This is a genomic window from Enterobacter sp. HMSC16D10 (assembly GCF_001807145.1).
In the GTDB taxonomy this organism is placed as follows: domain Bacteria; phylum Pseudomonadota; class Gammaproteobacteria; order Enterobacterales; family Enterobacteriaceae; genus Enterobacter; species Enterobacter roggenkampii.
In genome coordinates this window covers 57,199-79,910 of sequence record NZ_KV787862.1, presented here as the reverse complement: position 1 = coordinate 79,910, position 22,712 = coordinate 57,199, and the positions used below count along the sequence as shown (strand labels likewise).

General features: G+C 56.2%; 22 protein-coding genes and 2 tRNA genes. 14 read left to right on the top strand and 10 right to left on the bottom strand.

The window, feature by feature from the left end:
* Positions 1–4: 4 nt before the first annotated feature.
* The gene (punR, locus tag HMPREF3143_RS08365) at positions 5–916 is read right to left on the bottom strand and encodes a DNA-binding transcriptional activator PunR (RefSeq protein WP_008500598.1); all 912 of its coding nucleotides are present in this window, start codon (positions 914–916) and stop codon (positions 5–7) included.
* A 114-nt stretch (positions 917–1,030) separates the two neighbouring features.
* Between punR and punC the strand changes: the two genes are divergently transcribed.
* Together punC and cfa are read left to right on the top strand one after the other, a co-directional pair.
* Positions 1,031–2,230, top strand: a complete 1,200-nt coding sequence (punC, locus tag HMPREF3143_RS08360; protein WP_045910322.1) for a purine nucleoside transporter PunC — start codon at positions 1,031–1,033, stop codon at positions 2,228–2,230.
* Between the two features lie 298 nt (positions 2,231–2,528).
* Positions 2,529–3,677, top strand: a complete 1,149-nt coding sequence (cfa, locus tag HMPREF3143_RS08355; protein WP_008500601.1) for a cyclopropane fatty acyl phospholipid synthase — start codon at positions 2,529–2,531, stop codon at positions 3,675–3,677.
* Positions 3,678–3,708: 31 nt separating this feature from the next.
* On the opposite strand, the gene HMPREF3143_RS08350 is transcribed toward cfa, so the two are convergent.
* Positions 3,709–4,350 carry a riboflavin synthase gene (locus HMPREF3143_RS08350; protein ID WP_008500602.1) on the bottom strand — a complete coding sequence of 214 codons (642 nt, stop codon included), beginning with the start codon at positions 4,348–4,350 and terminating at the stop codon, positions 3,709–3,711.
* A 225-nt stretch (positions 4,351–4,575) separates the two neighbouring features.
* Here HMPREF3143_RS08350 and mdtK point away from each other — a divergent pair, with 225 nt between their 5' ends.
* The 4 genes from mdtK (at position 4,576) to HMPREF3143_RS08330 (ending at position 7,975) form a co-directional block, all read left to right on the top strand.
* On the top strand, positions 4,576–5,949 hold the full coding sequence (mdtK, locus tag HMPREF3143_RS08345) for an MdtK family multidrug efflux MATE transporter (RefSeq protein WP_070532608.1): 1,374 nt from the start codon (positions 4,576–4,578) through the stop codon (positions 5,947–5,949).
* A gap of 153 nt (positions 5,950–6,102) precedes the next feature.
* Positions 6,103–6,179 (top strand) — tRNA-Val (locus HMPREF3143_RS08340).
* A gap of 4 nt (positions 6,180–6,183) precedes the next feature.
* Positions 6,184–6,260: transfer RNA gene (locus HMPREF3143_RS08335), tRNA-Val, on the top strand.
* A gap of 119 nt (positions 6,261–6,379) precedes the next feature.
* Positions 6,380–7,975, top strand: a complete 1,596-nt coding sequence (locus tag HMPREF3143_RS08330) for an FAD-NAD(P)-binding protein (RefSeq protein ID WP_070532605.1) — start codon at positions 6,380–6,382, stop codon at positions 7,973–7,975.
* Positions 7,976–8,003: 28 nt separating this feature from the next.
* On the opposite strand, the gene HMPREF3143_RS08325 is transcribed toward HMPREF3143_RS08330, so the two are convergent.
* A complete protein-coding gene (locus HMPREF3143_RS08325) occupies positions 8,004–8,639 on the bottom strand; it encodes a carbonic anhydrase (RefSeq protein WP_008500605.1) in 636 nt (211 codons plus the stop codon).
* Between the two features lie 72 nt (positions 8,640–8,711).
* Positions 8,712–9,494, bottom strand: a complete 783-nt coding sequence (locus tag HMPREF3143_RS08320; protein WP_021241121.1) for an MBL fold metallo-hydrolase — start codon at positions 9,492–9,494, stop codon at positions 8,712–8,714.
* 125 nt (positions 9,495–9,619) lie between these two features.
* Between HMPREF3143_RS08320 and HMPREF3143_RS25570 the strand changes: the two genes are divergently transcribed.
* Entirely contained in the window at positions 9,620–9,760 is a 141-nt protein-coding gene (locus HMPREF3143_RS25570) for a hypothetical protein (RefSeq protein WP_008500607.1), read from the top strand.
* A 45-nt stretch (positions 9,761–9,805) separates the two neighbouring features.
* On the opposite strand, the gene HMPREF3143_RS08310 is transcribed toward HMPREF3143_RS25570, so the two are convergent.
* Positions 9,806–11,212, bottom strand: a complete 1,407-nt coding sequence (locus HMPREF3143_RS08310; protein ID WP_070532602.1) for a DUF1996 domain-containing protein — start codon at positions 11,210–11,212, stop codon at positions 9,806–9,808.
* Positions 11,213–11,356: 144 nt separating this feature from the next.
* Positions 11,357–11,524 carry a hypothetical protein gene (locus HMPREF3143_RS25920; protein WP_008500610.1) on the bottom strand — a complete coding sequence of 56 codons (168 nt, stop codon included), beginning with the start codon at positions 11,522–11,524 and terminating at the stop codon, positions 11,357–11,359.
* Between the two features lie 245 nt (positions 11,525–11,769).
* Here HMPREF3143_RS25920 and HMPREF3143_RS08300 point away from each other — a divergent pair, with 245 nt between their 5' ends.
* The 4 genes from HMPREF3143_RS08300 to HMPREF3143_RS08285 are packed head-to-tail and all read left to right on the top strand — an operon-like array spanning position 11,770 to position 14,863.
* Positions 11,770–12,600 (top strand): ABC transporter substrate-binding protein, encoded by an 831-nt coding sequence (locus tag HMPREF3143_RS08300; RefSeq protein ID WP_084832162.1) that lies wholly within the window; start codon positions 11,770–11,772, stop codon positions 12,598–12,600.
* Position 12,601: 1 nt separating this feature from the next.
* A complete protein-coding gene (locus tag HMPREF3143_RS08295) occupies positions 12,602–13,417 on the top strand; it encodes an amino acid ABC transporter ATP-binding protein (protein ID WP_021241118.1) in 816 nt (271 codons plus the stop codon).
* Complete coding sequence (locus tag HMPREF3143_RS08290; protein WP_008500613.1) at positions 13,417–14,193, top strand: amino acid ABC transporter permease; 777 nt, start codon at positions 13,417–13,419, stop codon at positions 14,191–14,193. The genes HMPREF3143_RS08295 and HMPREF3143_RS08290 overlap by 1 nt, the downstream gene beginning before the upstream one ends.
* Positions 14,177–14,863, top strand: coding sequence for an amino acid ABC transporter permease (locus tag HMPREF3143_RS08285; protein ID WP_023292645.1), 687 nt, complete (start codon positions 14,177–14,179; stop codon positions 14,861–14,863). The genes HMPREF3143_RS08290 and HMPREF3143_RS08285 overlap by 17 nt, the downstream gene beginning before the upstream one ends.
* Here HMPREF3143_RS08285 and fumD read toward each other — a convergent pair.
* The 4 genes from fumD to HMPREF3143_RS08265 all read right to left on the bottom strand — a co-directional run bounded on the left by fumD (position 14,844) and on the right by HMPREF3143_RS08265 (position 17,808).
* A complete protein-coding gene (gene fumD, locus HMPREF3143_RS08280; RefSeq protein WP_070532794.1) occupies positions 14,844–15,053 on the bottom strand; it encodes a fumarate hydratase FumD in 210 nt (69 codons plus the stop codon). The two genes, HMPREF3143_RS08285 and fumD, sit on opposite strands and share 20 nt — an antisense overlap.
* A gap of 110 nt (positions 15,054–15,163) precedes the next feature.
* Positions 15,164–15,976, bottom strand: coding sequence for a MetQ/NlpA family ABC transporter substrate-binding protein (locus tag HMPREF3143_RS08275; protein ID WP_008500616.1), 813 nt, complete (start codon positions 15,974–15,976; stop codon positions 15,164–15,166).
* A gap of 148 nt (positions 15,977–16,124) precedes the next feature.
* Positions 16,125–16,793 (bottom strand): methionine ABC transporter permease, encoded by a 669-nt coding sequence (locus HMPREF3143_RS08270; protein ID WP_039266186.1) that lies wholly within the window; start codon positions 16,791–16,793, stop codon positions 16,125–16,127.
* Positions 16,786–17,808, bottom strand: coding sequence for a methionine ABC transporter ATP-binding protein (locus tag HMPREF3143_RS08265; RefSeq protein ID WP_021241114.1), 1,023 nt, complete (start codon positions 17,806–17,808; stop codon positions 16,786–16,788). The genes HMPREF3143_RS08270 and HMPREF3143_RS08265 overlap by 8 nt, the downstream gene beginning before the upstream one ends.
* A 400-nt stretch (positions 17,809–18,208) precedes the next feature.
* On the opposite strand from HMPREF3143_RS08265, the gene HMPREF3143_RS08260 reads away from it, so the two are divergent.
* From HMPREF3143_RS08260 to pykF, 3 genes are all read left to right on the top strand, one after another.
* A complete protein-coding gene (locus HMPREF3143_RS08260; protein ID WP_070532599.1) occupies positions 18,209–19,579 on the top strand; it encodes a pyridoxal-phosphate dependent enzyme in 1,371 nt (456 codons plus the stop codon).
* Positions 19,580–19,590: 11 nt separating this feature from the next.
* Positions 19,591–20,736, top strand: a complete 1,146-nt coding sequence (locus tag HMPREF3143_RS08255; RefSeq protein ID WP_021241113.1) for a trans-sulfuration enzyme family protein — start codon at positions 19,591–19,593, stop codon at positions 20,734–20,736.
* A gap of 377 nt (positions 20,737–21,113) precedes the next feature.
* Positions 21,114–22,526, top strand: coding sequence for a pyruvate kinase PykF (pykF, locus tag HMPREF3143_RS08250; protein WP_008500621.1), 1,413 nt, complete (start codon positions 21,114–21,116; stop codon positions 22,524–22,526).
* The last annotated feature ends 186 nt before the right edge of the window (positions 22,527–22,712 follow it).

Here is a 22,712-nt window from a genome sequence, read left to right as displayed (position 1 = left end):
CCAGCTACGCTGGCTCCCGTAACCATTCCCGGTTTAGGGTTTCGCTGTCCCCCAGATAATCCAGCAGCCAGGCCATGGCGGGCGAGACATCATTTTGTTGCCAGGTCAGGCAGCAGGCCGCGTCCGGGAACGGATTCTCCAGCGTCAGTTCAACCCATTCTCCGGTATCGATGCGCGGACGCGCAAAATGTGCGGGCACCATCGCGACGCACAGCCCGGCGCTGAGGCACGTCGCCGATGATTCCCAGTCAGGAGCCACCACCCGCCGCTGGTTGTCCAGAAGCCAGGTGATACGCTTGGGCAATGAACGGGACGTATCCTCCAGCACTAGTGATGGCCAGTTGCGCAGCGTATCGTCGCTCAGCGGACCTTCCATCGCTGCCAGAGGATGATCGCTGGCCACCACGCATTTCCAGCTCAGCATCCCCATGTCGCGAAAGGCGTAACGTCCCCCGACCGGGATCGCCTGCGTCGCGCCAATCGCCATCTCCGCCCTGCCGTCCGCCAGCGCATCCCAGACGCCGTTGAACACCTCCTGCGAGACCCGTAGCTCGACGTCAGAGAAATGACGATAGAAATCCACGATCATTTGTCGGGTGCGTTCCGGCTTCACGATGTTATCTACCGCGATGGCGAGATGCCCCCGCCAGCCGTTGGCGATCTGCTGACACTGTTCGCGGGTGATCTGCATTTTTTTGATAACAGAACGCCCTTCTTTCAAAAACCATGCTCCGGCGGGCGTTAATTCCACGTCGCGATGCCGCCGTTCAAACAGCGGAACCGCCAGCCACTCCTCAAGCTGACGCACCGTGTAGCTGATGGCCGAAGGGACGCGGTGCAACTCCTGCGCTGCACCGCTAAAGCTGCCGTTACGCGCCACAGCATCGACCACTTCAAGAGAATAATCTGACCACATTTTCTGCCTGCAAAAAATTTGAATGCACCCGCCAAATATTAGCGTTTCACAAGCCGCTTTGCACTCCCTACACTCTGCGCCAACGTACACCTGCCTCCTCAGGAGAATAAAAGAATGCAACCCAGGAAAGGATTTTTAGTCTGGCTCGGCGGCTTAAGCGTGCTGGGCTTTTTGGCCACCGACATGTACCTGCCCGCGTTTGCCGCGATGCAGGAAGACCTGCAAACCCCTGCCGCGGCCATCAGCGCCAGCCTGAGCCTGTTCCTTGCCGGTTTTGCTTTCGCCCAGCTGCTCTGGGGACCGCTCTCGGATCGCTTCGGCCGTAAACCAGTACTGCTGCTGGGTCTGGCCATTTTTGCCGTGGGCTGCCTGGGGATGCTGTGGGTGCGCGATGCTACCTGGTTGCTGGTGCTGCGCTTTATTCAGGCCGTGGGCGTCTGTGCTGCGGCGGTGACCTGGCAGGCGCTGGTGACCGACTACTACCCGGCTAACCGCACAAACCGTATTTTCGCCACCATTATGCCGCTGGTGGGTCTTTCCCCTGCCCTGGCTCCGCTGCTGGGCAGCTGGATCCTCGCGCACTTTGACTGGCAGGCCATTTTTGCCACGCTGTTTGCCATCACGCTGGTGCTGATGCTGCCGGCGTTTGCCCTTAAGCCCGCGCATAAAAAAGAGGCGCATGCCGACGCGAAGCCGATTACCTTCACCTCCCTGCTGAGCGCCAAGGCGTATCGCGGGAATGTCCTGATTTATGCCGCCTGTTCGGCCAGCTTCTTCGCGTGGCTCACCGGCTCGCCGTTTATTCTGCACGATATGGGCTACAGCCCGGCGGCCATCGGTCTGAGCTATGTTCCGCAGACCATCGCGTTCCTGGTGGGCGGGTACGGCTGCCGCGCGGCGCTGCAAAAATGGGAAGGTCAGCAGATGCTACCATGGCTGCTGGTGCTCTATGCGCTGAGCGTCATCGGTACCTGGGCCGTCGGGTTTATTCCGGGCGCGGGCCTGGCTGAAATTTTGATTCCCTTCTGCGTGATGGCCGTGGCGAACGGGGCGATTTACCCGATCGTGGTGGCACAGGCGTTACGTCCGTTCCCGCAGGCGACAGGCCGCGCCGCCGCGCTGCAAAATACCCTGCAGCTGGGTCTGTGCTTCCTCGCAAGCCTGGTGGTCTCGGCGCTGATTGCGACACCGCTGTTAACCACCACCAGCGTGATGCTGGTCACCGTTGCGCTGGCGGTATTGGGTTACCGCATGCAGGCGTCCGCGCAGCGTGAGCAGGATAGCGGTGCGCAGGTGGAAACTTCGCATGCCTGATCGCGCCAGAAATCATGTTACATTTCAGTGATTAGGTTGCTAACAATTTTCTATTGAATCACCAAATTTTGAGGCCTATACTAAATTTGGTTCGATTAAATACGATAAATATTAAGTGTTAACGGGAGCCGGAGTGCTCCCGTTTTACCATGGAAGGCATTTCGGCAAGGGTTATCTCCCTTCCTCTGTTCTACGTCGGATACTAGCCTCGCGGTATTTACCGTGAGATTTCTCACAAAACAAAAAAAGCGTCTACGCTGTTTGAAGGTTCTGATCACATCAGGGTGATGGAGAAGCTATGAGTTCATCGTGTATAGAAGAAGTCAGCGTTCCGGACGACAACTGGTCCCGGATCGTCAGTGAACTGTTAGGTCGAGCAGGCATCACTATCAACGGATCTTCGCCATCCGATCCCCAGGTAAAACATCCCGACTTTTTTAAACGCGTGTTGCGGGAAGGATCGTTAGGCCTGGGAGAAAGTTATATGGACGGCTGGTGGGAGTGCGAACGTCTGGATATCTTTTTTGCCAGCGTGTTGCGCGCCGGTCTGGAAAATCAACTCCCCCGCAATCTGAAAGACACCCTGCGTGTCGCCTCTGCCCGACTGTTTAACTTGCAAAGTAAAAAACGCGCATGGATCGTCGGCAAAGAACATTACGATCTCGGCAACGACCTGTTCAGCCGCATGCTGGACCCTTTCATGCAATATTCCTGCGCCTACTGGAAAGACGCGTCGACGCTTGAGGAAGCACAGCAGGCCAAGCTGCGCCTGATCAGCGAGAAGCTGCAGCTACAGCCCGGCATGCGCGTGCTGGATATCGGCTGCGGCTGGGGCGGGCTGGCGTATTTTATGGCGAAGCACTACGGCGTCAGCGTGGTCGGCGTCACGATCTCAGCGGAACAGCAAAAAATGGCGCGGGAGCGCTGTCAGGGTCTTGACGTGGATATCCGGCTGCAGGACTACCGTGACCTGAACGAGCAGTTCGACCGGATCGTTTCCGTCGGCATGTTCGAGCACGTGGGGCCAAAAAACTACGACACCTACTTTGAGGTGGTGGATCGTAATTTGAAACCGGACGGCCTCTTCCTGCTGCACACCATCGGCTCTAAGCGGACCGACAACAACGTTGACCCGTGGATCAATAAATATATCTTTCCGAATGGCTGTTTACCGTCCGTTCGCCAGATTGCCAACGCCAGTGAATCCCATTTCGTAATGGAAGACTGGCATAACTTTGGCGCAGACTACGACACCACCTTAATGGCATGGCATGAACGTTTCCAGAAAGCCTGGCCCGAGATTGCGGACAACTATTCAGAACGATTTAAACGGATGTTTAGCTATTATCTGAATGCCTGCGCGGGGGCGTTTCGCGCACGGGATATTCAGCTCTGGCAGGTGGTATTCAGCCGGGGGATTGAACACGGACTGCGTGTCGCACGCTAAAAAAATAACCCCGGATAGCCGGGGTTATTTTTTATTCTTCTTCTGCGGTCTTTATTATTGCGGCTTCTTTTGCTGCCAGCACGCGCTCCACCGTATCAACCACGGCCTGGGTTTGCGGATCGATTTCGATATTCACGCGATGCCCCAATTTTTTCGCGCCCAGCGTGGTGCGCTGCAGCGTTTCAGGAATTAAATGCACGCAAAAACGCGTTGGCGTCACTTCTCCCACCGTCAGGCTAATCCCGTCAATGCCAATAAATCCTTTATAGAGGATGTATTTCATTAATGACGGGTCCTGCATTTTAAACCAGATTTGACGGTTATTTTCCGAGGTCACGATTTTCGCCACTTCGGCAGTGGTCATGATGTGCCCGGACATCAAATGGCCGCCAATCTCATCGCTGAACTTCGCCGCGCGCTCAACGTTGACGGTATCGCCTACCACCAGCTCGCCCAGGTTAGTGATCCGCAGCGTCTCTTTCATTAAATCAAAGCTAATCTGGTTGCCGTTAATTTCGGTCACGGTCAGGCAGCAGCCGTTATGGGCAATCGAGGCGCCGGTTTCGATGCCCTCAAGCATATATTCCGGCAGCTCAACAACATGAGTACGGAAATTAGGTTTTTCATCAATGGACACCACTTTGGCAGTGCCCTGCACAATACCAGTAAACATGCTTACAACTCCTGTTTTTTCCGAACGGTGATGACACCGTTTAATCCCTCCACAATAACAGTTGGAAAAACAGGTTGCCAGCGGAGCGCATTTTCTGGCGATTTTTTCACTAGATAAATAGCTAAAGCCCGCTACAATAGCTGGCACCCCCCTGCATTTTCTTCTTGCTGCCCGTTTCGGCGGCTTTTTTAGTCTCTCATATAACTACAAAATAAAGGTGTTCACGTGCAGAAGTACATGAATGAAGCGCGCCAGTTATTGGCACTGGCTATACCCGTGATCGTCGCGCAGGTGGCCCAGACCGCAATGGGATTTGTGGATACGGTAATGGCAGGTGGCTACAGCGCCACCGACATGGCGGCCGTGGCTATCGGCACGTCAATCTGGCTTCCGGCCATCCTGTTCGGCCACGGTCTGCTGCTCGCGCTCACGCCTGTTATCGCTCAGCTCAATGGCTCGGGGCGCCGCGAGCGCATTGCCCATCAGGTCCGCCAGGGTTTCTGGCTGGCCGGGTTTGTCTCTGTGCTGATCATGGTCGTGCTCTGGAACGCGGGCCATATCATTCGCGCTATGCATAACATTGACCCGGCCCTGGCGGACAAAGCCGTGGGCTATCTGCGCGCCCTGCTCTGGGGGGCGCCTGGATATCTCTTCTTCCAGGTGGCGCGTAACCAGTGTGAAGGTCTGGCGAAAACCAAGCCCGGCATGGTGATGGGCTTTATCGGGTTGCTGGTCAACATTCCCGTTAACTATGTTTTTATTTACGGTCATTTCGGGATGCCGGAGCTGGGCGGCGTCGGCTGCGGCGTGGCGACGGCCGCCGTTTACTGGGTCATGTTCTTCTCAATGCTTACCTTCGTGAAGCGCGCTCGCTCCATGCGCGATATTCGTAACGAGAACAGATTCAGCACGCCGGACTGGAATATCATGACGCGCCTGGTGCAGTTAGGGTTGCCGATTGCCCTTGCGCTGTTCTTTGAGGTGACCCTGTTTGCCGTGGTCGCCCTGCTGGTCTCCCCGCTGGGCATTGTGAACGTCGCCGGGCATCAGATTGCGCTCAACTTCAGCTCCCTGATGTTTGTCCTGCCGATGTCGCTGGCCGCAGCAGTGACGATTCGCGTGGGCTTCCGCCTGGGGCAAGGCTCGACGCTCGATGCGCAAACCGCCGCGCGCACCGGACTGGGCGTCGGCGTCTGCATGGCCATTTGCACGGCGCTTTTTACCGTGGCGCTGCGCGAGCAGATTGCCCTGCTCTACAACGACAATCCGGAAGTCGTCGCGCTGGCCTCGCACCTGATGCTGCTGGCCGCGATTTACCAGATTCCGGACTCCATCCAGGTGATTGGCAGCGGGGTGCTGCGCGGCTATAAAGACACGCGTTCCATTTTCTTTATCACCTTCATCGCCTACTGGGTGCTGGGTCTGCCGTGTGGGTATATTCTGGCCCTGACCGACCTGGTGGTTGACCGCATGGGACCGGCGGGGTTCTGGATGGGCTTTATCATCGGCCTGACGTCGGCGGCAATTATGATGATGTTGCGCATGCGCTTCCTGCAGCGCCAGCCATCAACGATCATTTTGCAACGCGCTGCACGTTAAATACGCAGTAGCCGCCGCCCGGCGGCTACTTTCTCTTCACTTTGCGCGGTAATACAGCAATCGCGTGAAATCAGAGAGAAAATTGCATTTTCCCTCTTGCCACCTCGGTGCTGTGCCGCTAATATTCGTCCCCGTTGTCACCGACAACACGTTGCGTTCATAGCTCAGTTGGTTAGAGCACCACCTTGACATGGTGGGGGTCGTTGGTTCGAGTCCAATTGAACGCACCATTCTGCGTCCGTAGCTCAGTTGGTTAGAGCACCACCTTGACATGGTGGGGGTCGGTGGTTCGAGTCCACTCGGACGCACCATTTCAGTCCTGAAATGGTGCAAATTCTCTTCAGTTATCCTGAATTTTCTTAATCCCTTATTTTCATCATTATTCTCCTGCTACGCTTTTCCTATGGAAAGAAACACAGGAAACGTGTTGATGAAGAAGATCGCGATTATCGGCTCCGGCCCCACGGGAATTTACACCTTTTATCATCTGCTTAATAACAATACCCCACTCTCCGTTTCCGTCTTTGAACAGGCCGATGAAGCTGGCGTGGGCATGCCCTATAACGATGACGATAATTCCCGGCTGATGCTGGCGAACATTGCGAGCATTGAAATCCCGCCCATTTTTATGACCTACCTCGACTGGCTTAAGGAGCAAAGCGACGACCATCTGGCGCACTTTAAAGTTGATAAAGCCAGCCTGCACGATCGGCAGTTCCTGCCCAGGATCCTGTTGGGAGAGTATTTTCGCGACAGCTTTCGTTCAATCGTAAAAGAGGCGAAAAAGCTGGGCTTCCAGGTTGAGGTCCATGAATCTGCGAAGGTCACCGACATCAACCCTTCGACAAACGGCGTGACGATTTCGGTCAATGACCGCACATTAGCGGATAAATTTGACCTGGCGGTTATTGCCACCGGCCACGTCTGGCCAGAGGAGGATGAAGCCACGCCCACGTTCTTCCCAAGCCCGTGGTCCGGCCTGATGGACGCCCGCATTCCCCCTTGCCGCGTGGGCATTATGGGCACCTCATTGAGCGGTCTGGACGCGGCTATGGCGGTGGTGATGCAGCACGGCGAGTTTCGTGACGGTAAATTCATCCTCGACAGCGGCAGCGAAGGGTTAAACATTACGCTGATGTCACGGACGGGCATTCTCCCGGAAGCCGATTTTTACTGCCCCATCCCTTATGAACCGCTGTCGGTATTGACCGAATTCGTAGTGGAAAGCGAGATAGCCAAAGGACCGGATGGCCTGCTTGACCGAGTCTTTGCCCTGATGGTGAAAGAGCTTGAACTCGCCGACCCGGCGTGGTGCGAGAAAATGTCTCTGCATACGCTGAATGCGGACACCATTCGTGAGGCCTGGTTTGAGGATCGTAAGCGCCACGGGCCCTTTACCTGGGCGGAAGAGAATCTCAACGAGGTTGAACGCAACAAACGGGAACGCCGTACCGTGGCCTGGCGCTATACCGTGCTGCGGCTGCATGAGGTCGTTCAGGAGATCGTGCCCCATCTTAGCGAGCAGGACAGAAAACGCTTTAAGCAGGGCCTGGCTCGCGTGTTTATCGACAATTATGCTGCCATCCCGCCGCAGTCTATTCGCAGGCTTCTCGCGCTTCGCGAGGCCGGCATCATTAGCGTGGCGGCGCTCGGCGATGATTACACGCTTGATGCCGGCAGCGATCGGACAGTCATCACCACACAAGAGACCGTTTATCGTTTCGACGTCTTTATTGATGCGCGCGGGCAAAAGCCGCTTAAAACAAACGATCTGCCTTTCCCATCGCTGCGCAGACAGCTTGAGGAGACGGGCGATGAGATCCCCGACATCGGCGAGGATTACACGTTAAAAGCGCCAGAAACGGTTCGTGGGCGCATCGCCTTCGGCGCAATACCGTGGCTGATGCACGATCGTCCCTTCGTTCAGGGGCTGGCAGAGTGTGCGGAGATTGCAGAAGCGATGGCGAAGGCGGCTGAAAAACCGGCCTCAGGTATACGGCGTCGGTTACCGTACGTGGAGAACTGACAGGGCTTCCATGCCCTGCAACGCGAGATTATTCGAAGAACACTTCCGGGTTTTCAGACAGCGAGACGAAGCTTTTCGTCGCTTTATCCAGGGCGAGAATTTTGCCGCTTTCAATGTCGTATACCCAGCCGTGCAGGCGAAGCGAGTTATTACGCAGGCCCACCGCGACGGACGGGTGGGTCTTGATGTTGCTGAGCTGCGCAAAGACGTTTTCCTGCACCATCGCATTCACTTTATCGATCGGCTTATCCCAGCTTTTTTTCTCTACCACGGCTTTTGCCGCGTCGGAATAGCGCAGCCAGTGCGATACAGCAGGCATCGGCTCCAGGTTCGCGTTATCGGCAATCGCCTTCATCGCGCCGCAGTTGGAGTGGCCGCAGATCACGATGTCGGTCACGCCCAGCGCCACTACCGCGTACTCGATAGTTGCAGAGACGCCGCCTGGCTCCGGCCCGAACGGTGGAACAATGTTGCCAGCATTACGAATAACAAAGAGTTGTCCCGGCTCTTGCTGGGTGACCAGTTCAGGGACCAGACGGCTGTCGGAGCAGGAGATAAACAGCGCTTTGGGATTCTGGCTGGACGCTAAACTGCGAAAGAGCTCTTTACGTTGCGGGAAAATCTCTTTTTGAAAGCTGAGAAAACCTTCAATGATATGTTGCATAGCAATTTCTCTTTTATCTGTTTTCGTTTAGGCATGATCGAGATCACACTCGCAAAGTTTACCCACCGTGCTTCACTTGAGACAAGCAATATATTTCTGGCCCGACCGCTGCACGATGTCATCGGCGTTTGCCGGAATGTTCTGCCCTTCGAACGCGCCGTAAAGACGGGCGAACGATTTTCCCGACAGGCGCCGGGTCACGTCCTCAACCGTACGGGCAGGCAGCGGAAGCATATTCGGGTAGCTCCACATGAACGACACGGCCTCTTTCCCTGGGGTCACCTGCAAAATATCTCCCGCCAGTAAAACGCCCTCGCCCTCCTGCCAGTGCAGTACCGTTCCGCCCGCAAAATGCCCGCCGAGACGCAGCAGCGTAACCGACGGTACTATCTCCAGCGCATCGCCATCCCAGAAATGAATCGCCGGGCTGTCGCGCATCACCCATTCGCTATCGCTCACGTGCAGATAGACCGGCGCGTCGAAAGCCGCGGCCCACTCCTGCATCGTGGTGTAATAGTGCGGATGCGAAATCGCAATCGCGCGAAGGCCGCCGAGTGCGGCGATGAGCGTTTGGGTTGCAGGATCAAGGTTGGCGATGCAGTCCCAGAGAATGTTACCGTGGGGAGTACGCAGGAGCAGTGCCCGCTGGTTAATGGCAAAAGCGGGTACCGTCTTGATACTGAATAACTGCGGCTCCAGCTGCTGCCATTTGTTGGCGTGTGTCGCCGTTACCGTCGCGTAATCGATCCACGCCTGGCCGCTGGCCGGAACATACTGACGTTCATCCTCGCAAATGGCACATCTCTCCGGCGTTCCCTCATAAGAAGTACCGCAGGTTCTACAGAGTGTAATCATGAGCGCTCCTCAGTGATAAAGCACTGAGTATGGCAGGGATTATCCTTATGTGCTGCGAGGTACATTGCTGGCGTTTTTTACCCTATACTGTGCCAGTATCAAAAACCGAACAGAGCAGGTGCAAGATGGAAATTGATCTCGATAACTTAGTTTTTAACGGTCTGGATGAAGCGGAAGAGCGTAACGCAGAACGTCTGGACGATGCGGATAAAAAAGCGCAGGCGATTATTGCCGACGACGACTGCGGCGACGCCTGCAAGATCTGATAAAAAAGCACCGGAAAACCGGTGCTTTTTTCATTGCGGGGAAGATTACAGCTCAGGCGTCTTTTTAAACCCCGTTAGCATCAGAACCAGGCTTTCTAATGAAGACGCCGGTTCGAACTGGTAATGATTCCCCTGGCGGTCACCGCCGATATACCACGAGATTTCGGTTTTTCCTTCCGCCAGCGCCTTGCGCACGGCTTTGTCCACGTTCACCATCCGGTATTCACGAGAATGGTTCAGATAGAGCACTGCGTCGGAGCGATAGTTACAGGCCGGACGCGAGGCCCATCTTACGGTAGCAGGATCCCAGTCATTGCTGGCCGGATAGAAGAAGATCTGATCGGCACCGTTAGTTTCCACTTTACCGCCATAAATCCGCACGCGGTATGTAAACTGCGAAGGATCCTGCCCGGCAGGCAGAGGGGGAATGTGGAACTTCACCAGCGACAGCGTTTCGCTGTTTTTCGTGCGCCCCCCGTTCTGCCAGTTATCCTGCACCAGTAAAACCTGCGGTTCGGGCTGGGAGAGGTCTGGCTCCAGGCTGCTGAGCCAGACGTTGGCCTTCGCTCTGGAATAACCATACGGGACGGTGGTGCCACAATCTAACCCGCGGTTCATGCACAGGTCCGTCATAAAGCGCGCGGCGTCTTCCGTCCAGCCGTTCATGAAATCTGCATGCGCCGTATACAGGCTACCCCACCGCTCTTCTCGCTCATCGCCGTGCATGATGGGGTCCATGGAGAGCTGCACTTTGCTGGTATCAAGCGAGCTAATCGTCGGGAGTACGTAAGCAATGTTCATGTTCACGGTGGGAATTTTCACCGGGAAGGTGGACGGGCACTGCCCCTTGACGTCGTAGGTGGCGTTAATCAGACCATGGGCAGGCTTCAGGTTCACTCCATCCCAGCAGTTAGGAAACTGAATGCCGATATTAAACTGCACGGCATCGTTCGCCTTGCGCAAGCCGCAGACCTCACCGGTTTTGGTGGTGTAACCCTTGCCGTTGGCACATAAAAAGGTGATATGTGGATTCGGCGCACTACCGTGATGGTCGCCCGCCAGCAGCGACAGCCCCGCCGGGAAAGGGTGTAGCGGCCAGGCGTCCACGTTCGATGCCTGATAATAGGTTTTTTGATACGCCGGTTTGACGACCGTGCCGTCAGGCAGGCGAAGCGAAGGTGCCCAGTAGGCAGAGCTGTCGGCTTTGTTATCGCAGGTGGTCTTTTCATCCCGGCGCAGGGATTCACGGCTGGAGTCAGCATCCGTTTGCACGTTGCCGAAGAAGTCGTGCAGCATGGCCTCGTTGGGCATGCCGTACATCATAATGGCGTCATCGCCAAGGGTATGGGAATAGCCGCAAACAACATGCGCCTGCGGTGCGGCGTGTGCCGCATGAATTGTGAAAAGTAGCGCAGGGACAGAAAGCGCGCGTGTTAACGTGGTCCGTTTCATCATTTTCTCCATGACTGAAAGGACACATTGGTAACAAAAGCGGGCTAATTAACCGAATGATTCAGAGCGTACTTTTCCGTCTTTTGAGGCTTTACAGACGTCACGCACACCTCATTCCAGTACGTTTCGCGCGTGCGGCGCAGTTCAGCGTGGCGTTTTATCATGGAACCACTCCGGGTCAATGTTGGCAACGTCTACGCCATACAGGCTGGCGACAGGCAGTATCGACTCAAGAACACGTTGCGCGCTGTTCTCCGCATTCGCTGGTCGGGTCGCAAAAAACCGCCGTAACGTGCTGATCCATTTTTTCATCGTTTTACCCTCTCTCGCCGTATCTGCCTTCAGTTAAGCACCCCACTCCCGTGCAGGGGAAATACCAAAATCCACTGTCGATGTGCAGGATCTGCAAATAGCGCCCCGTCCTTTTCACGCTTCATTAACACCTTGTTCACTAATGCTTTTTTGCTCATAGCAAAGAACGATTTCTTATTTGGCGATAGCTTTCCCTTATGGGAGCGTAACGGGGTAAAACAAAAACAACGGGATGGCGTATGACTATGGCAGCAAAAATGAAAGGGTTTAAAAAACGGACGCTGGTTCTGGGCGTAGTGGCAGCCTGGGGCCTGTTTTCAGCGCAGGCGCAGGCCGATCAGCTGGCGGATATCAAGGCAGCAGGGGTGGTGAAAGTCGCCACGTTTGATGCCAACCCGCCGTTTGGCTCGAGTGATGCCAAAACGCATGAGATCGTGGGTTACGACGTGGACTTCGCCAAAGCGCTGGCAACATCGCTCGGCGTGAAGCTTGAACTGGTTGCCACCAATCCGGCCAACCGCATTCCGCTGCTGCAGTCCGGCAAAGCCGACCTGATCGTGGCGGATATTACTATCACCCCAGAACGCGCACAGGTCATTGATTTCTCGACGCCTTACTTCGTTACCGGCCAGCAGTTCCTCGTTCCGGCGAAATCTCCGGACAAGCTCGATGACTACAGCCGGGCGCGCATTGGCGCGGTCAAAGGCACGACGGGCGAGCAGGCGCTGCACCAGCGCTTCCCGCAGTCCCGCGTCCTCTCTTATGACGATATTCCGCTGGCGCTGACCGCGCTGCGCAACGGCAACGTACAGGCCATCACTCAGGACAGCACCATTCTGGCCGGTCTGCTGGCGCAGGCGCCGGATAAAGCCAACTTCAAAATCCTGCCCGACCTGCTGAGCAAAGAAGAGATTGGCGTCGGGGTGAAAAAAGGTGAAACGGCGCTGCTGAAAGCCGTCAACGATGAGCTGGTCAATCTCGAGAAGAACGGCCAGGCGGCAAAAATCTACGACGTCTGGTTTGGTCCAGGCACCCCAGCCCCACAGCCTCGCGCCTTTAAAATAGAAGCTAAGTAATATGCTCTCAGGTTTATTTTCACACTCCGCGGCCGGTGCCGCGGATTTTTCACATCTGGAACAGGCCAGCGTCGAGTTTCGCCACGTGGACAAACGCTACGGTGACCATCAGGTTTTAAACGACATTAACCTCACCATCACGCCCGGTGAAGTGGTTGCCATCCTCGGCCCGTCGGGTTCCGGTAAATCCACCCTGATTCGTCTTATCAACCAGCTTGAACCCCTGAGCGGCGGAGAGATCCTGGTCGACAACAAGCCTACCGGCAGGCTCTCCGGTAGCGGGCTGCGCCAGCTGCGAAGCCGCGTGGGGTTTGTGTTTCAGCAGTTCAATCTTTATGCCCACCTCACCGCCAGCCAGAACATCACCCTGGCGCTTGAGCACGTCCACGGCTGGAAGCCGCTCCCCGCTCAGGAGCGCGCGCTGGCCCTGCTGGAGAAAGTCGGGATGCTGGAAAAAGCCCACCACTACCCGGCTGAGCTTTCCGGTGGTCAGCAGCAGCGGGTGGCGATTGCCCGCGCCCTGGCCTCGTCACCGCAAATCATTCTCTTTGACGAGCCGACGTCGGCACTCGATCCCGAGATGATTGGTGAAGTGCTGTTTGTGATGAAAGCCCTCGCCCACAGCGGGATCACGATGATCGTGGTGACTCATGAGATGCAGTTTGCCCGGGAAATCGCCGACCGGATTGTCTTTATCGACGGCGGGCACATTCTGGAAACCGCGCCGCCAGCGCAGTTTTTCAGCCAGCCAGCGCATCCGCGCGCGCAGCGGTTCCTGCAAAAGGTGCTGGACCCGCTGCATCAGGAGCATCTGTAATGCCCGCGCTCGACTGGCAGGGGGTACTGACCGGACAGCCTCTGCAGTGGATACTTTCCGGATTTCTCACCACCCTGTGGGTGACGCTGGCGGGGATCGCGCTGGCCAGCCTGCTCGCACTGCTCTTTATGCTCCTGCGCCTGTCCGGTGGACGCGTCGGGAAAGCGATCGTCAGCGGCTGGGTATCGCTGTTTCGCAATACCCCGCTGCTGGTGCAGCTGCTGTTCTGGTATTTTGCCGCCTGGAACGGCCTGCCGCAGGCGTTTCGCGACGCGGTCAACGCCGATCACAGCTGGTCCATTCTGCCCGGCGACGTCTGGTGGTTTACGCCCGAATTTTTATGTTCTGCCTGGGGGCTGGGCGTATTTACCTCGGCGTTTTTAATCGAAGAAGTGGAATCAGGCTTGCGGTCTGTGCCAGCCGGGCAACGGGAGGCGGCGCTCGCCCAGGGTTTCTCCACGTGGCGCGTGTTTCGCTACATCCTGCTGCCGCAGGGGCTGGCTAACGCCTGGCAGCCAGTTGTGGGACAGTATCTCAACCTGATGAAGCTCTCCTCGCTCGCCAGCGGGATTGGCTTCGCCGAGCTCACCTACCAGGTCAGGCAGATCGAAAGCTATAACGCGCACGCGCTGGAGGCATTTACCCTCGGTACCGCACTCTATCTCCTGACCGGTCTGGTCATGGGAATGGTGCTGGTTCGCCTTGGGCCGCAGGCGAAACGTAAACGTCCGATCGTCGCTACCGCAGGGAGTGAAAAACATGATTGCCGGACTTAATGTCATCACCGATAACCTCGATTATCTGCTGTGGGGACGCGCGGCAGCCGGTGAACCGGGGGGCGTGTTGCTCTCGCTGATGATGGCGACTGGAGCAGCCGTTATCGCCCTGCCCGCTGGGATTGCGCTCGCGTGCCTGGCCTGGCGCTTTACCGGGCTCGTGCGCAAAGCCCTCTTTTTATGGGCAGAGCTGATTCGCGGGATCCCGCTCATCTTCGTGATTTTCTGGATGTGGTATCTCCTGCCGCTCATCACCGGGGGCGATCTGCCGGGAGCGCTGACCGTCACGCTGGCGCTGGCCTGGTTTACGGCGGCCACCGTGATGCACTCGGTGCTGGCCGGGCTGAGCGCGCTGCCGACCGGGCAGTTCGAAGCCGCGCTGTCACAGGGATTCAGCACGCAGCAAACCCTGTGGCGCGTGCTGCTGCCGCAGGCGCTGGGGAATATTCTGCCGTCGCTGGTGGGGATTTTTATCAGCCTGCTGAAGGATACGTCGCTGGCGTTTATCGTGAACGTCCCGGAGCTGACCACGGTGGCGGGACAGGTCAACAACCGGGTGCAAATCTACCCGGCGGCCATTTTTATCTTTACGGGCGTGGTCTATTACCTGCTCTGCTGCTCGCTTGAGCAGATTGCGAAGCGCTGGCGCCTTACCCGACCAGCGCTTTAACCACCGTTTCCATCGCTTCGGTTGTCAATTCACTGCGTTTCACGCGCTGGTTCGCCAGCGCGGTACGCAGAACACCGGCAATGACAATATGCTTTGGCTCCTGCCCTAAATCACGCATCTCGAGCACCACCTTTCCGACCACCCGGCACATCTCCTGGTACAGCGCTTCATCTTTGGTCACGTTACCCATCGTCATCACTCCATTGCCTGTTAAACGTTGAGCTTAAATGATTCTCCTGCCGGATACAAAAAAGAAGCCCGGCGAGAGACTCGCCGGGCTTCATCTGTAAAATCAGTCAATTAGTTGTTTACTGGAATGACCGCGCCTTTGTACTTGGTGCGGATCCAGTCCTGAATCTCTTTCGAGTGCAGCACGTTCACCAGCGCGACGATGTCTTTCTTCTTCTCGTCACCGCGATGCACGGTAATGATGTTAGCGTACGGGTTGTTTTCACCGCTCTCAACCGCAATCGGGTCATGAACCGGATCCAGACCCGCGTCAATCGCGTAGTTGGCGTTAATCACCACCGCGTCGCCTTCGTTATTGTTGTACATCTGCGGCAGCAGAGACGCTTCCACGTTAGGCGTAAACTTCAGTTTTTTCGGGTTCTCGACGATGTCGCTGATGCGCGCGGTGACTTTATCGATGCCCGGCTTCAGCTTGATCACGCCCTCTTTCTCGAAGATGGAGAGAATACGGCCCTCTTCAGAAACCGCGTCACGCATGATGATCTTGCCACCTTCCGGCAGGTCTTTCAGCGACTTGTATTTTTTGGAGTAGATGCCGATTGGCTCAATGTGGATCGCGCCCGCACTGACAAAATCGTAGTCTTTATCGCCCGCATGATCTTTCAGCACGCTGTTCAGGTAAGGAATGTGCTGGAAATAGTTCGCGTCGATGTCATGACCCGCCAGCGCGGTGTTCGGCAGAATGTAGTCCTGGAACGGTTTAATCTCCAGGTCGATACCCTGCTTCGCCAGAATCGGCTTTGCCTGCTCCAGAATTTCCGCATGCGGCGTGTTGGACGCGCCCACGGTCAGGGTGTCGGCCCAGGAGGCAAAGCTCAGGGCGCTCAGGGTTGCAGCGGCGATCAGTGTCAGTGTCTTTTTCATGATGTGGTTCCTGTGTGTTGTTGTTACCCTAAATAGTTCGAGTCACAGGAAGGCGGCAAGTGAGTGAATCCCCAGGAGCTTACATACAGTAAGTGACTGGGGTGAACGAATGCAGCCAACGCGCCTGAGGCTCGAAATATGACGGGTATTAGCGTTTATCTAACAGTGAAGTAATGACATCGCCGCAGAACTGGATAATGAAAACGATGATCAGAATGGTCACCGTTGCCACCAGCGTGACGTCACCATGGTTGCGCTGGAATCCTTCCAGATAAGCCAGATTTCCCAAACCACCGGCGCCAATCACCCCCGCCATGGCGCTGTAGCTCACCAGCGCAATCAGCGTCACCGTAATACCCGATACCAGTGCAGGTGATGATTCCGGCAGTAAAACCCGAAACACGAGCGTGCTCAGTCGTGCGCCCATCGAGCGTGTGGCTTCGATGACGCCTTTATCCACTTCACGCAGGGCGATCTCCACCAGGCGTGCGTAGAACGGTGCGGCACCCACAATCAGGGCCGGCAGCGCCGCGTTGGCGCCAAGAATGGTGCCGACAACGGTCTTGGTGAACGGGATCAGCAGAACGATCAGGATGATGAACGGAATCGAGCGGAACACGTTCACCACAATCGAAATGACGCTATATACCGTGCGGTTGTGGAACAGTCCGCCGCGCGCGGTTAAAAACAGCGCCAGGCCCAGCACGATGCCCAGGACGAAAGTTGCCACGCCGGACAGCGCAGTCATGTACAGCGTCTCCAGCGTCGCCGCCCAGAGCTGATCCCACTTGAGATGCGGAAAGAAATTCTCAGCCATGTTTAATCACCTCGCCTTCAATATCGCTGTGCTGCAGGTCGGCGAGGATATTGTTCAGTTGTTCATCAGATGCCACGACGTGCACCCAGAGCTGACCAAACACGCCGTGAGCGGTTTGGGTCATTTTTCCGTGCAGAATGTTAAACGGCAGGCCGTAGCGCAGCGTCAGTTCGCCCACAATCGGTTTGTGCGTGCTGTGCCCGGTAAAGGTCAGCCTGATGACCGTGCCTTCCAGATCGTTTGCCAGTTCGGTATTGAAGGTTTCTTCTTCAGCATACTGGCTCACCTGACGGACAAACTGCTGCGTAATCGGCTGCTGCGGATGGGTAAAGACGCTCAGCACGTCTCCCTCTTCCACCACTTTACCGTTCTCCATCACCGCCACGCGGTCGCAGATTTTGCGCACTACGTGCATCTCGTGCGTGATCAGCACGATGGTCAGCCTGAAACGACGGTTAATATCCAGCAGCAGATCGAGGATCTGATCGGTGGTCTGCGGGTCAAGCGCGGAGGTGGCTTCATCGCAGAGCAGCACATCCGGGCGATTAGCCAGCGCACGCGCAATGCCCACGCGCTGCTTTTGCCCACCGCTCAGCTGTGATGGATAGGCATGCTCGCGACCTTTCAGGCCAACGAGTTCAATAAGCTCGGCCACGCGGGCCTTAATGTCGGCTTTCGGTACGCCGGCAATTTGCATCGAGAACGCAATATTCTCGCTGACCGTGCGCGACCACAGCAGGTTGAAGTGCTGAAACACCATGCTGATCTTCAGACGCGCCTGGCGCAGGGCTTCACCTTTTGCGGCAGAAATGTTCTGCCCGTTGATGGTTACGCTGCCGCTGCTCGGTTTTTCCAGACCATTCAGCAAGCGAATAAGCGTACTTTTACCTGCGCCGCTGTAACCGATGATCCCGTATATCTGTCCCTGTGCTATCGTCAAATTGACGTTATCAACGGCCGTGAGCGCCACCTTTCCGTTGTCAAAAACCTTCGAAATATTGCTGAGAACTATCATTCTTATTCGTTATCCGTGCCGCCCGCGGCGGTTTAGAAGTATGGATGTCCAAACGATAGTAAACAGGCGTTATCAGCTTTTAAATGAACAAAAAAGAATGTGTTATAACTTTGGGGAATAAATAGCGGATTTACCGGGTGGGCAGCATTTAGATGAATTTCAGCAATGATTATCTGCCTGATGTATATCTGCTGGCTGACACCCTGCAAAAACGCTCATTTTTGCAGCATTTTATGCGGATATAGCCATCCTCACATCCAGACAACTTTACGTCTTGCTGTCCTGACATCCAAAAACATCATTTATATTCCTTTCTGTTCTAAAAAGCAGTGAATGGTTCTTTATTGAGAAAATTTCACCGCCCTATCATCCCGTCATGACATCCAGAAAGGAAAACATCATGACGATTTATCACTCCGTCACCGAACTGATTGGTCGTACCCCGCTGATCCAGCTGCATAAGCTTGATACCGGTCCCTGCTCGCTCTTTCTGAAGCTGGAAAACCAAAATCCGGGCGGTTCGATTAAGGATCGCGTTGCGCTGTCGATGATTAACGAAGCGGAACGTACCGGTAAGCTGCAGCCTGGCGGCACGATAATTGAAGCCACGGCGGGCAATACCGGTCTCGGCCTGGCCCTGATCGCCGCCCAGAAAGGCTACTCGCTGATCCTGGTGGTGCCGGACAAAATGAGCCGCGAGAAGATTTTCCACCTGCGCGCGCTGGGTGCCCAGGTGGTGCTGACCCGCTCCGACGTTAACAAAGGCCATCCTGCCTATTACCAGGATTACGCCCAGCGTCTGGCTAACGAACTGCCGGGCGCGTTTTACATCGACCAATTCAACAACGAAGCCAACCCGCTGGCGCACCGCACCACCACGGCGCCTGAGCTGTATGAACAGCTTGACGGCAGGATCGACGCCATCGTCGTGGGTGTCGGCTCAGGCGGCACGCTGGGCGGCCTGCAGGCGTGGTTCGCCGAGCACTCTCCGCACACGGAATTTGTCCTGGCTGACCCGGCCGGATCCGTTCTCGCCGACCAGGTGGAAACCGGACGCTACCACGACGCGGGCTCCTGGCTGGTTGAGGGCATTGGCGAAGACTTTGTTCCTCCGCTGGCCCACATTGAAGGGGTGAATCGCGCCTGGCGCATCACCGACCGCGAAGCGTTCACCACCGCGCGCGAGCTGCTGAAAACGGAAGGCATTTTGGCGGGCTCCTCCAGCGGCACGCTGCTGGCGGCCGCGCTGAAATATTGCCAGGCGCAGAGCACACCGAAGCGCGTGGTGACCTTCGCCTGCGACAGCGGCAATAAATATCTTTCGAAGATGTTTAACGACGACTGGATGCGACAGCAGGGGCTTATCACGCGTCCTCAGGCCGGCGATCTCTCCGACTACATCGCCCTGCGCCACGACGAAGGTGCCACCGTCACCGCGGCCCCGGACGACACGCTTTCCACCGTCCTGGCGCGCATGCGTCTGTATGACATCTCCCAGCTGCCGGTGCTGGAGAACGGCAAGGTGGGGGGCATTATCGACGAGTGGGATCTCCTGCGGCATATCGGCGGCGACGGCGATCGCTTCGCGCTGCCGGTGACGGCAGCCATGACGCGTCAGGTCGAGTTCCTTGACAAGCACGCGCCGGAAAGCGCCCTGCACGCCATCTTCGACCGCGGCCTGGTGGCCGTCATTAATGACAACGACCGTTTTCTCGGTCTGATTACGCGCAGCGACGTTCTGACCGCCTGGCGCAACCGTCTACAGCAATAAAGGAATCAATGATGAAAAATCTGGCCACCCTCAGCGTTCACAGCGGCGAATTTAACGACCAGCACGGCGCCGTTATGCCGCCAATTTACGCCACCTCGACGTTTGCGCAACCCGCGCCCGGGGAGCATACCGGCTACGAGTACTCCCGCAGCGGCAACCCTACCCGCCATGCGCTGGAAACGGCGATTGCCGAACTGGAAGGCGGCACGCGCGGCTACGCTTTTGCCTCCGGTCTGGCGGCCATCTCCACGGTGCTCGAGCTGCTGGATAAAGACAGCCATATTGTCGCCATTGATGACGTATACGGCGGGACGTACCGCCTGATTGAAAACGTGCGCAAGCGCAGCACCGGGCTGCAGGTCAGCTGGGTCAAACCGGACGACCTGGCCGGGCTCGAGGCCGCCATTCGCCCGGAAACGCGTATGGTCTGGGTCGAAACGCCAACCAACCCGCTGCTGAAGCTGGCGGATCTGGCGGCGATTGCGGCGATCGCCCGTCGTCATAACGTCATCAGCGTGGCGGATAACACCTTCGCGTCGCCGGTGATCCACCGTCCGCTGGAGTCCGGGTTCGATATCGTAGTTCACTCGGCCACTAAATACCTTAACGGCCACTCTGACGTCGTCGCCGGGCTGGCGGTGGTGGGCGATAACAAGGCGCTGGCGGACAAGCTCGGCTATCTGCAGAACGCGGTGGGCGGCGTTCTGGATCCGTTCAGCAGCTTCCTGACGCTGCGCGGTATTCGCACGCTCGCGCTGAGGGTCGAAAAGCACAGCACCAACGCGCTGGCCATTGCGCAATGGCTGGAGCAGCATCCGCTGGTCGAAAACGTGTACTATCCAGGACTGGAATCGCATCCGCAGTACCAGCTTGCCCGCACGCAGATGGCGCTGCCCGGTGGCATGATTTCCGTCGTGGTAAAAGGCGATGCGCAACGCGCCACCGAGGTGATTCGCAACCTGAAGTTGTTCACCCTTGCGGAAAGCCTGGGCGGCGTGGAAAGTCTGGTGAGCCAGCCTTACAGCATGACCCACGCCTCAATTCCGCTTGAGCAACGTCTGGCGAACGGCATTGTGCCGCAGCTGATCCGTCTGTCGGTGGGGATTGAAGATCCTAAAGACCTGATTGCCGACCTCAGCCAGGCGCTGCAAAAATAAGCAAAGTGCGGCAGGTCCCTCACCTGCCGCGATAAGTTGTCATCATGGCTTAACGCCTTGATAACAATATTATGTGAAACAGCACAGATTATTTCTGAAACACCGTTTCCATTTTCCTTTTATCTTAAAATCAGCGTATAATGCGCGCCTAATCCCTGGTGAATGGTTTCAGCGCTTGGAATACAAAAAACAACGTACAACTTCTCCTCTCCTTCGTTGGGCTGTCACTCAGGCACACTTTCTTCTGCACGCTCATTTGATGTCTCCTATCCTTAGTGCGTGTCATATACTCTTTTGCAACACAGGTTTGACTCCGCGGCGGTGCGCCCCCGGAGCGAGATTTCCATATCCTTCCCAACTTAAAGACTAAGACTGTCATGAAAAAGACGAAAATTGTTTGTACTATCGGCCCGAAAACCGAATCTGAAGAGATGCTGAGCAAAATGCTGGATGCCGGCATGAACGTGATGCGTCTGAACTTCTCCCACGGTGACTACGCAGAGCACGGCCAGCGCATCCAGAACTTGCGCAACGTGATGAGCAAGACCGGTAAAAAAGCGGCCATCCTGCTGGATACCAAAGGTCCAGAAATCCGTACCATCAAGCTGGAAGGCGGTAACGACGTCTCTCTGAAAGCGGGCCAGACCTTCACCTTCACCACCGACAAATCCGTTATCGGCAACAGCGAAATCGTTGCAGTGACCTACGAAGGCTTCACCAGCGATCTGTCCGTTGGTAACACCGTGCTGGTCGACGATGGCCTGATCGGTATGGAAGTCACCGCTATCGAAGGCAACAAAGTTATCTGTAAAGTGCTGAACAACGGCGACCTGGGCGAAAACAAAGGCGTTAACCTGCCGGGCGTCTCCATCGCGCTGCCAGCCCTGGCTGAAAAAGACAAGCAGGACCTGATCTTCGGCTGCGAGCAAGGCGTTGACTTCGTCGCGGCCTCCTTCATCCGTAAGCGTTCCGACGTGGTTGAAATCCGTGAGCACCTGAAAGCACACGGCGGCGAGAAGATCCAGATCATCTCCAAAATCGAAAACCAGGAAGGCCTGAACAACTTCGACGAAATCCTCGAAGCGTCTGACGGCATCATGGTTGCACGTGGTGACCTGGGCGTTGAAATCCCGGTTGAAGAAGTGATCTTCGCGCAGAAGATGATGATCGAGAAGTGTGTGCGCGCGCGTAAAGTGGTTATCACCGCCACGCAGATGCTGGACTCCATGATCAAAAACCCACGCCCAACCCGCGCTGAAGCAGGCGACGTGGCAAACGCCATTCTCGACGGTACTGACGCAGTAATGCTGTCCGGTGAATCCGCGAAAGGTAAATACCCGCTGGAAGCGGTCGGCATCATGGCGACCATCTGTGAACGTACTGACCGCGTGATGACCAGCCGTCTGGACTTCAACAACGACAGCCGCAAGCTGCGTATCACCGAAGCAGTATGCCGCGGTGCGGTAGAAACTGCTGAGAAACTGGAAGCACCACTGATTGTGGTTGCTACTCAGGGCGGTAAATCTGCGCGCGCCGTGCGTAAATACTTCCCGGATGCGACCATCCTGGCCCTGACCACCAACGAAACCACTGCTCGTCAGCTGGTGCTGAGCAAAGGCGTCGTTGCGCACCTGGTTAAAGAGATCGCCTCTACTGACGATTTCTACATTCAGGGTAAAGCACTGGCTCTGGAAAGCGGTCTGGCACAGAAAGGCGACGTTGTGGTCATGGTTTCTGGCGCCCTGGTACCAAGCGGCACCACCAATACCGCATCTGTTCACGTGCTGTAATAATTCCCGAACGAATTAATTTGGATAAAAAGCGCCCATTGGGCGCTTTTTTTATTCCCGGCATTAGCCAAACGCATTCAAAATGCAAATCGGGTTTTTCTATTTAATTGCGAATTATCTAAGATGAATCCGATGATAAATGCCTTTTTTTCCTTAGATTTTTGCCTGAAAAGGGCTGATTCGGTG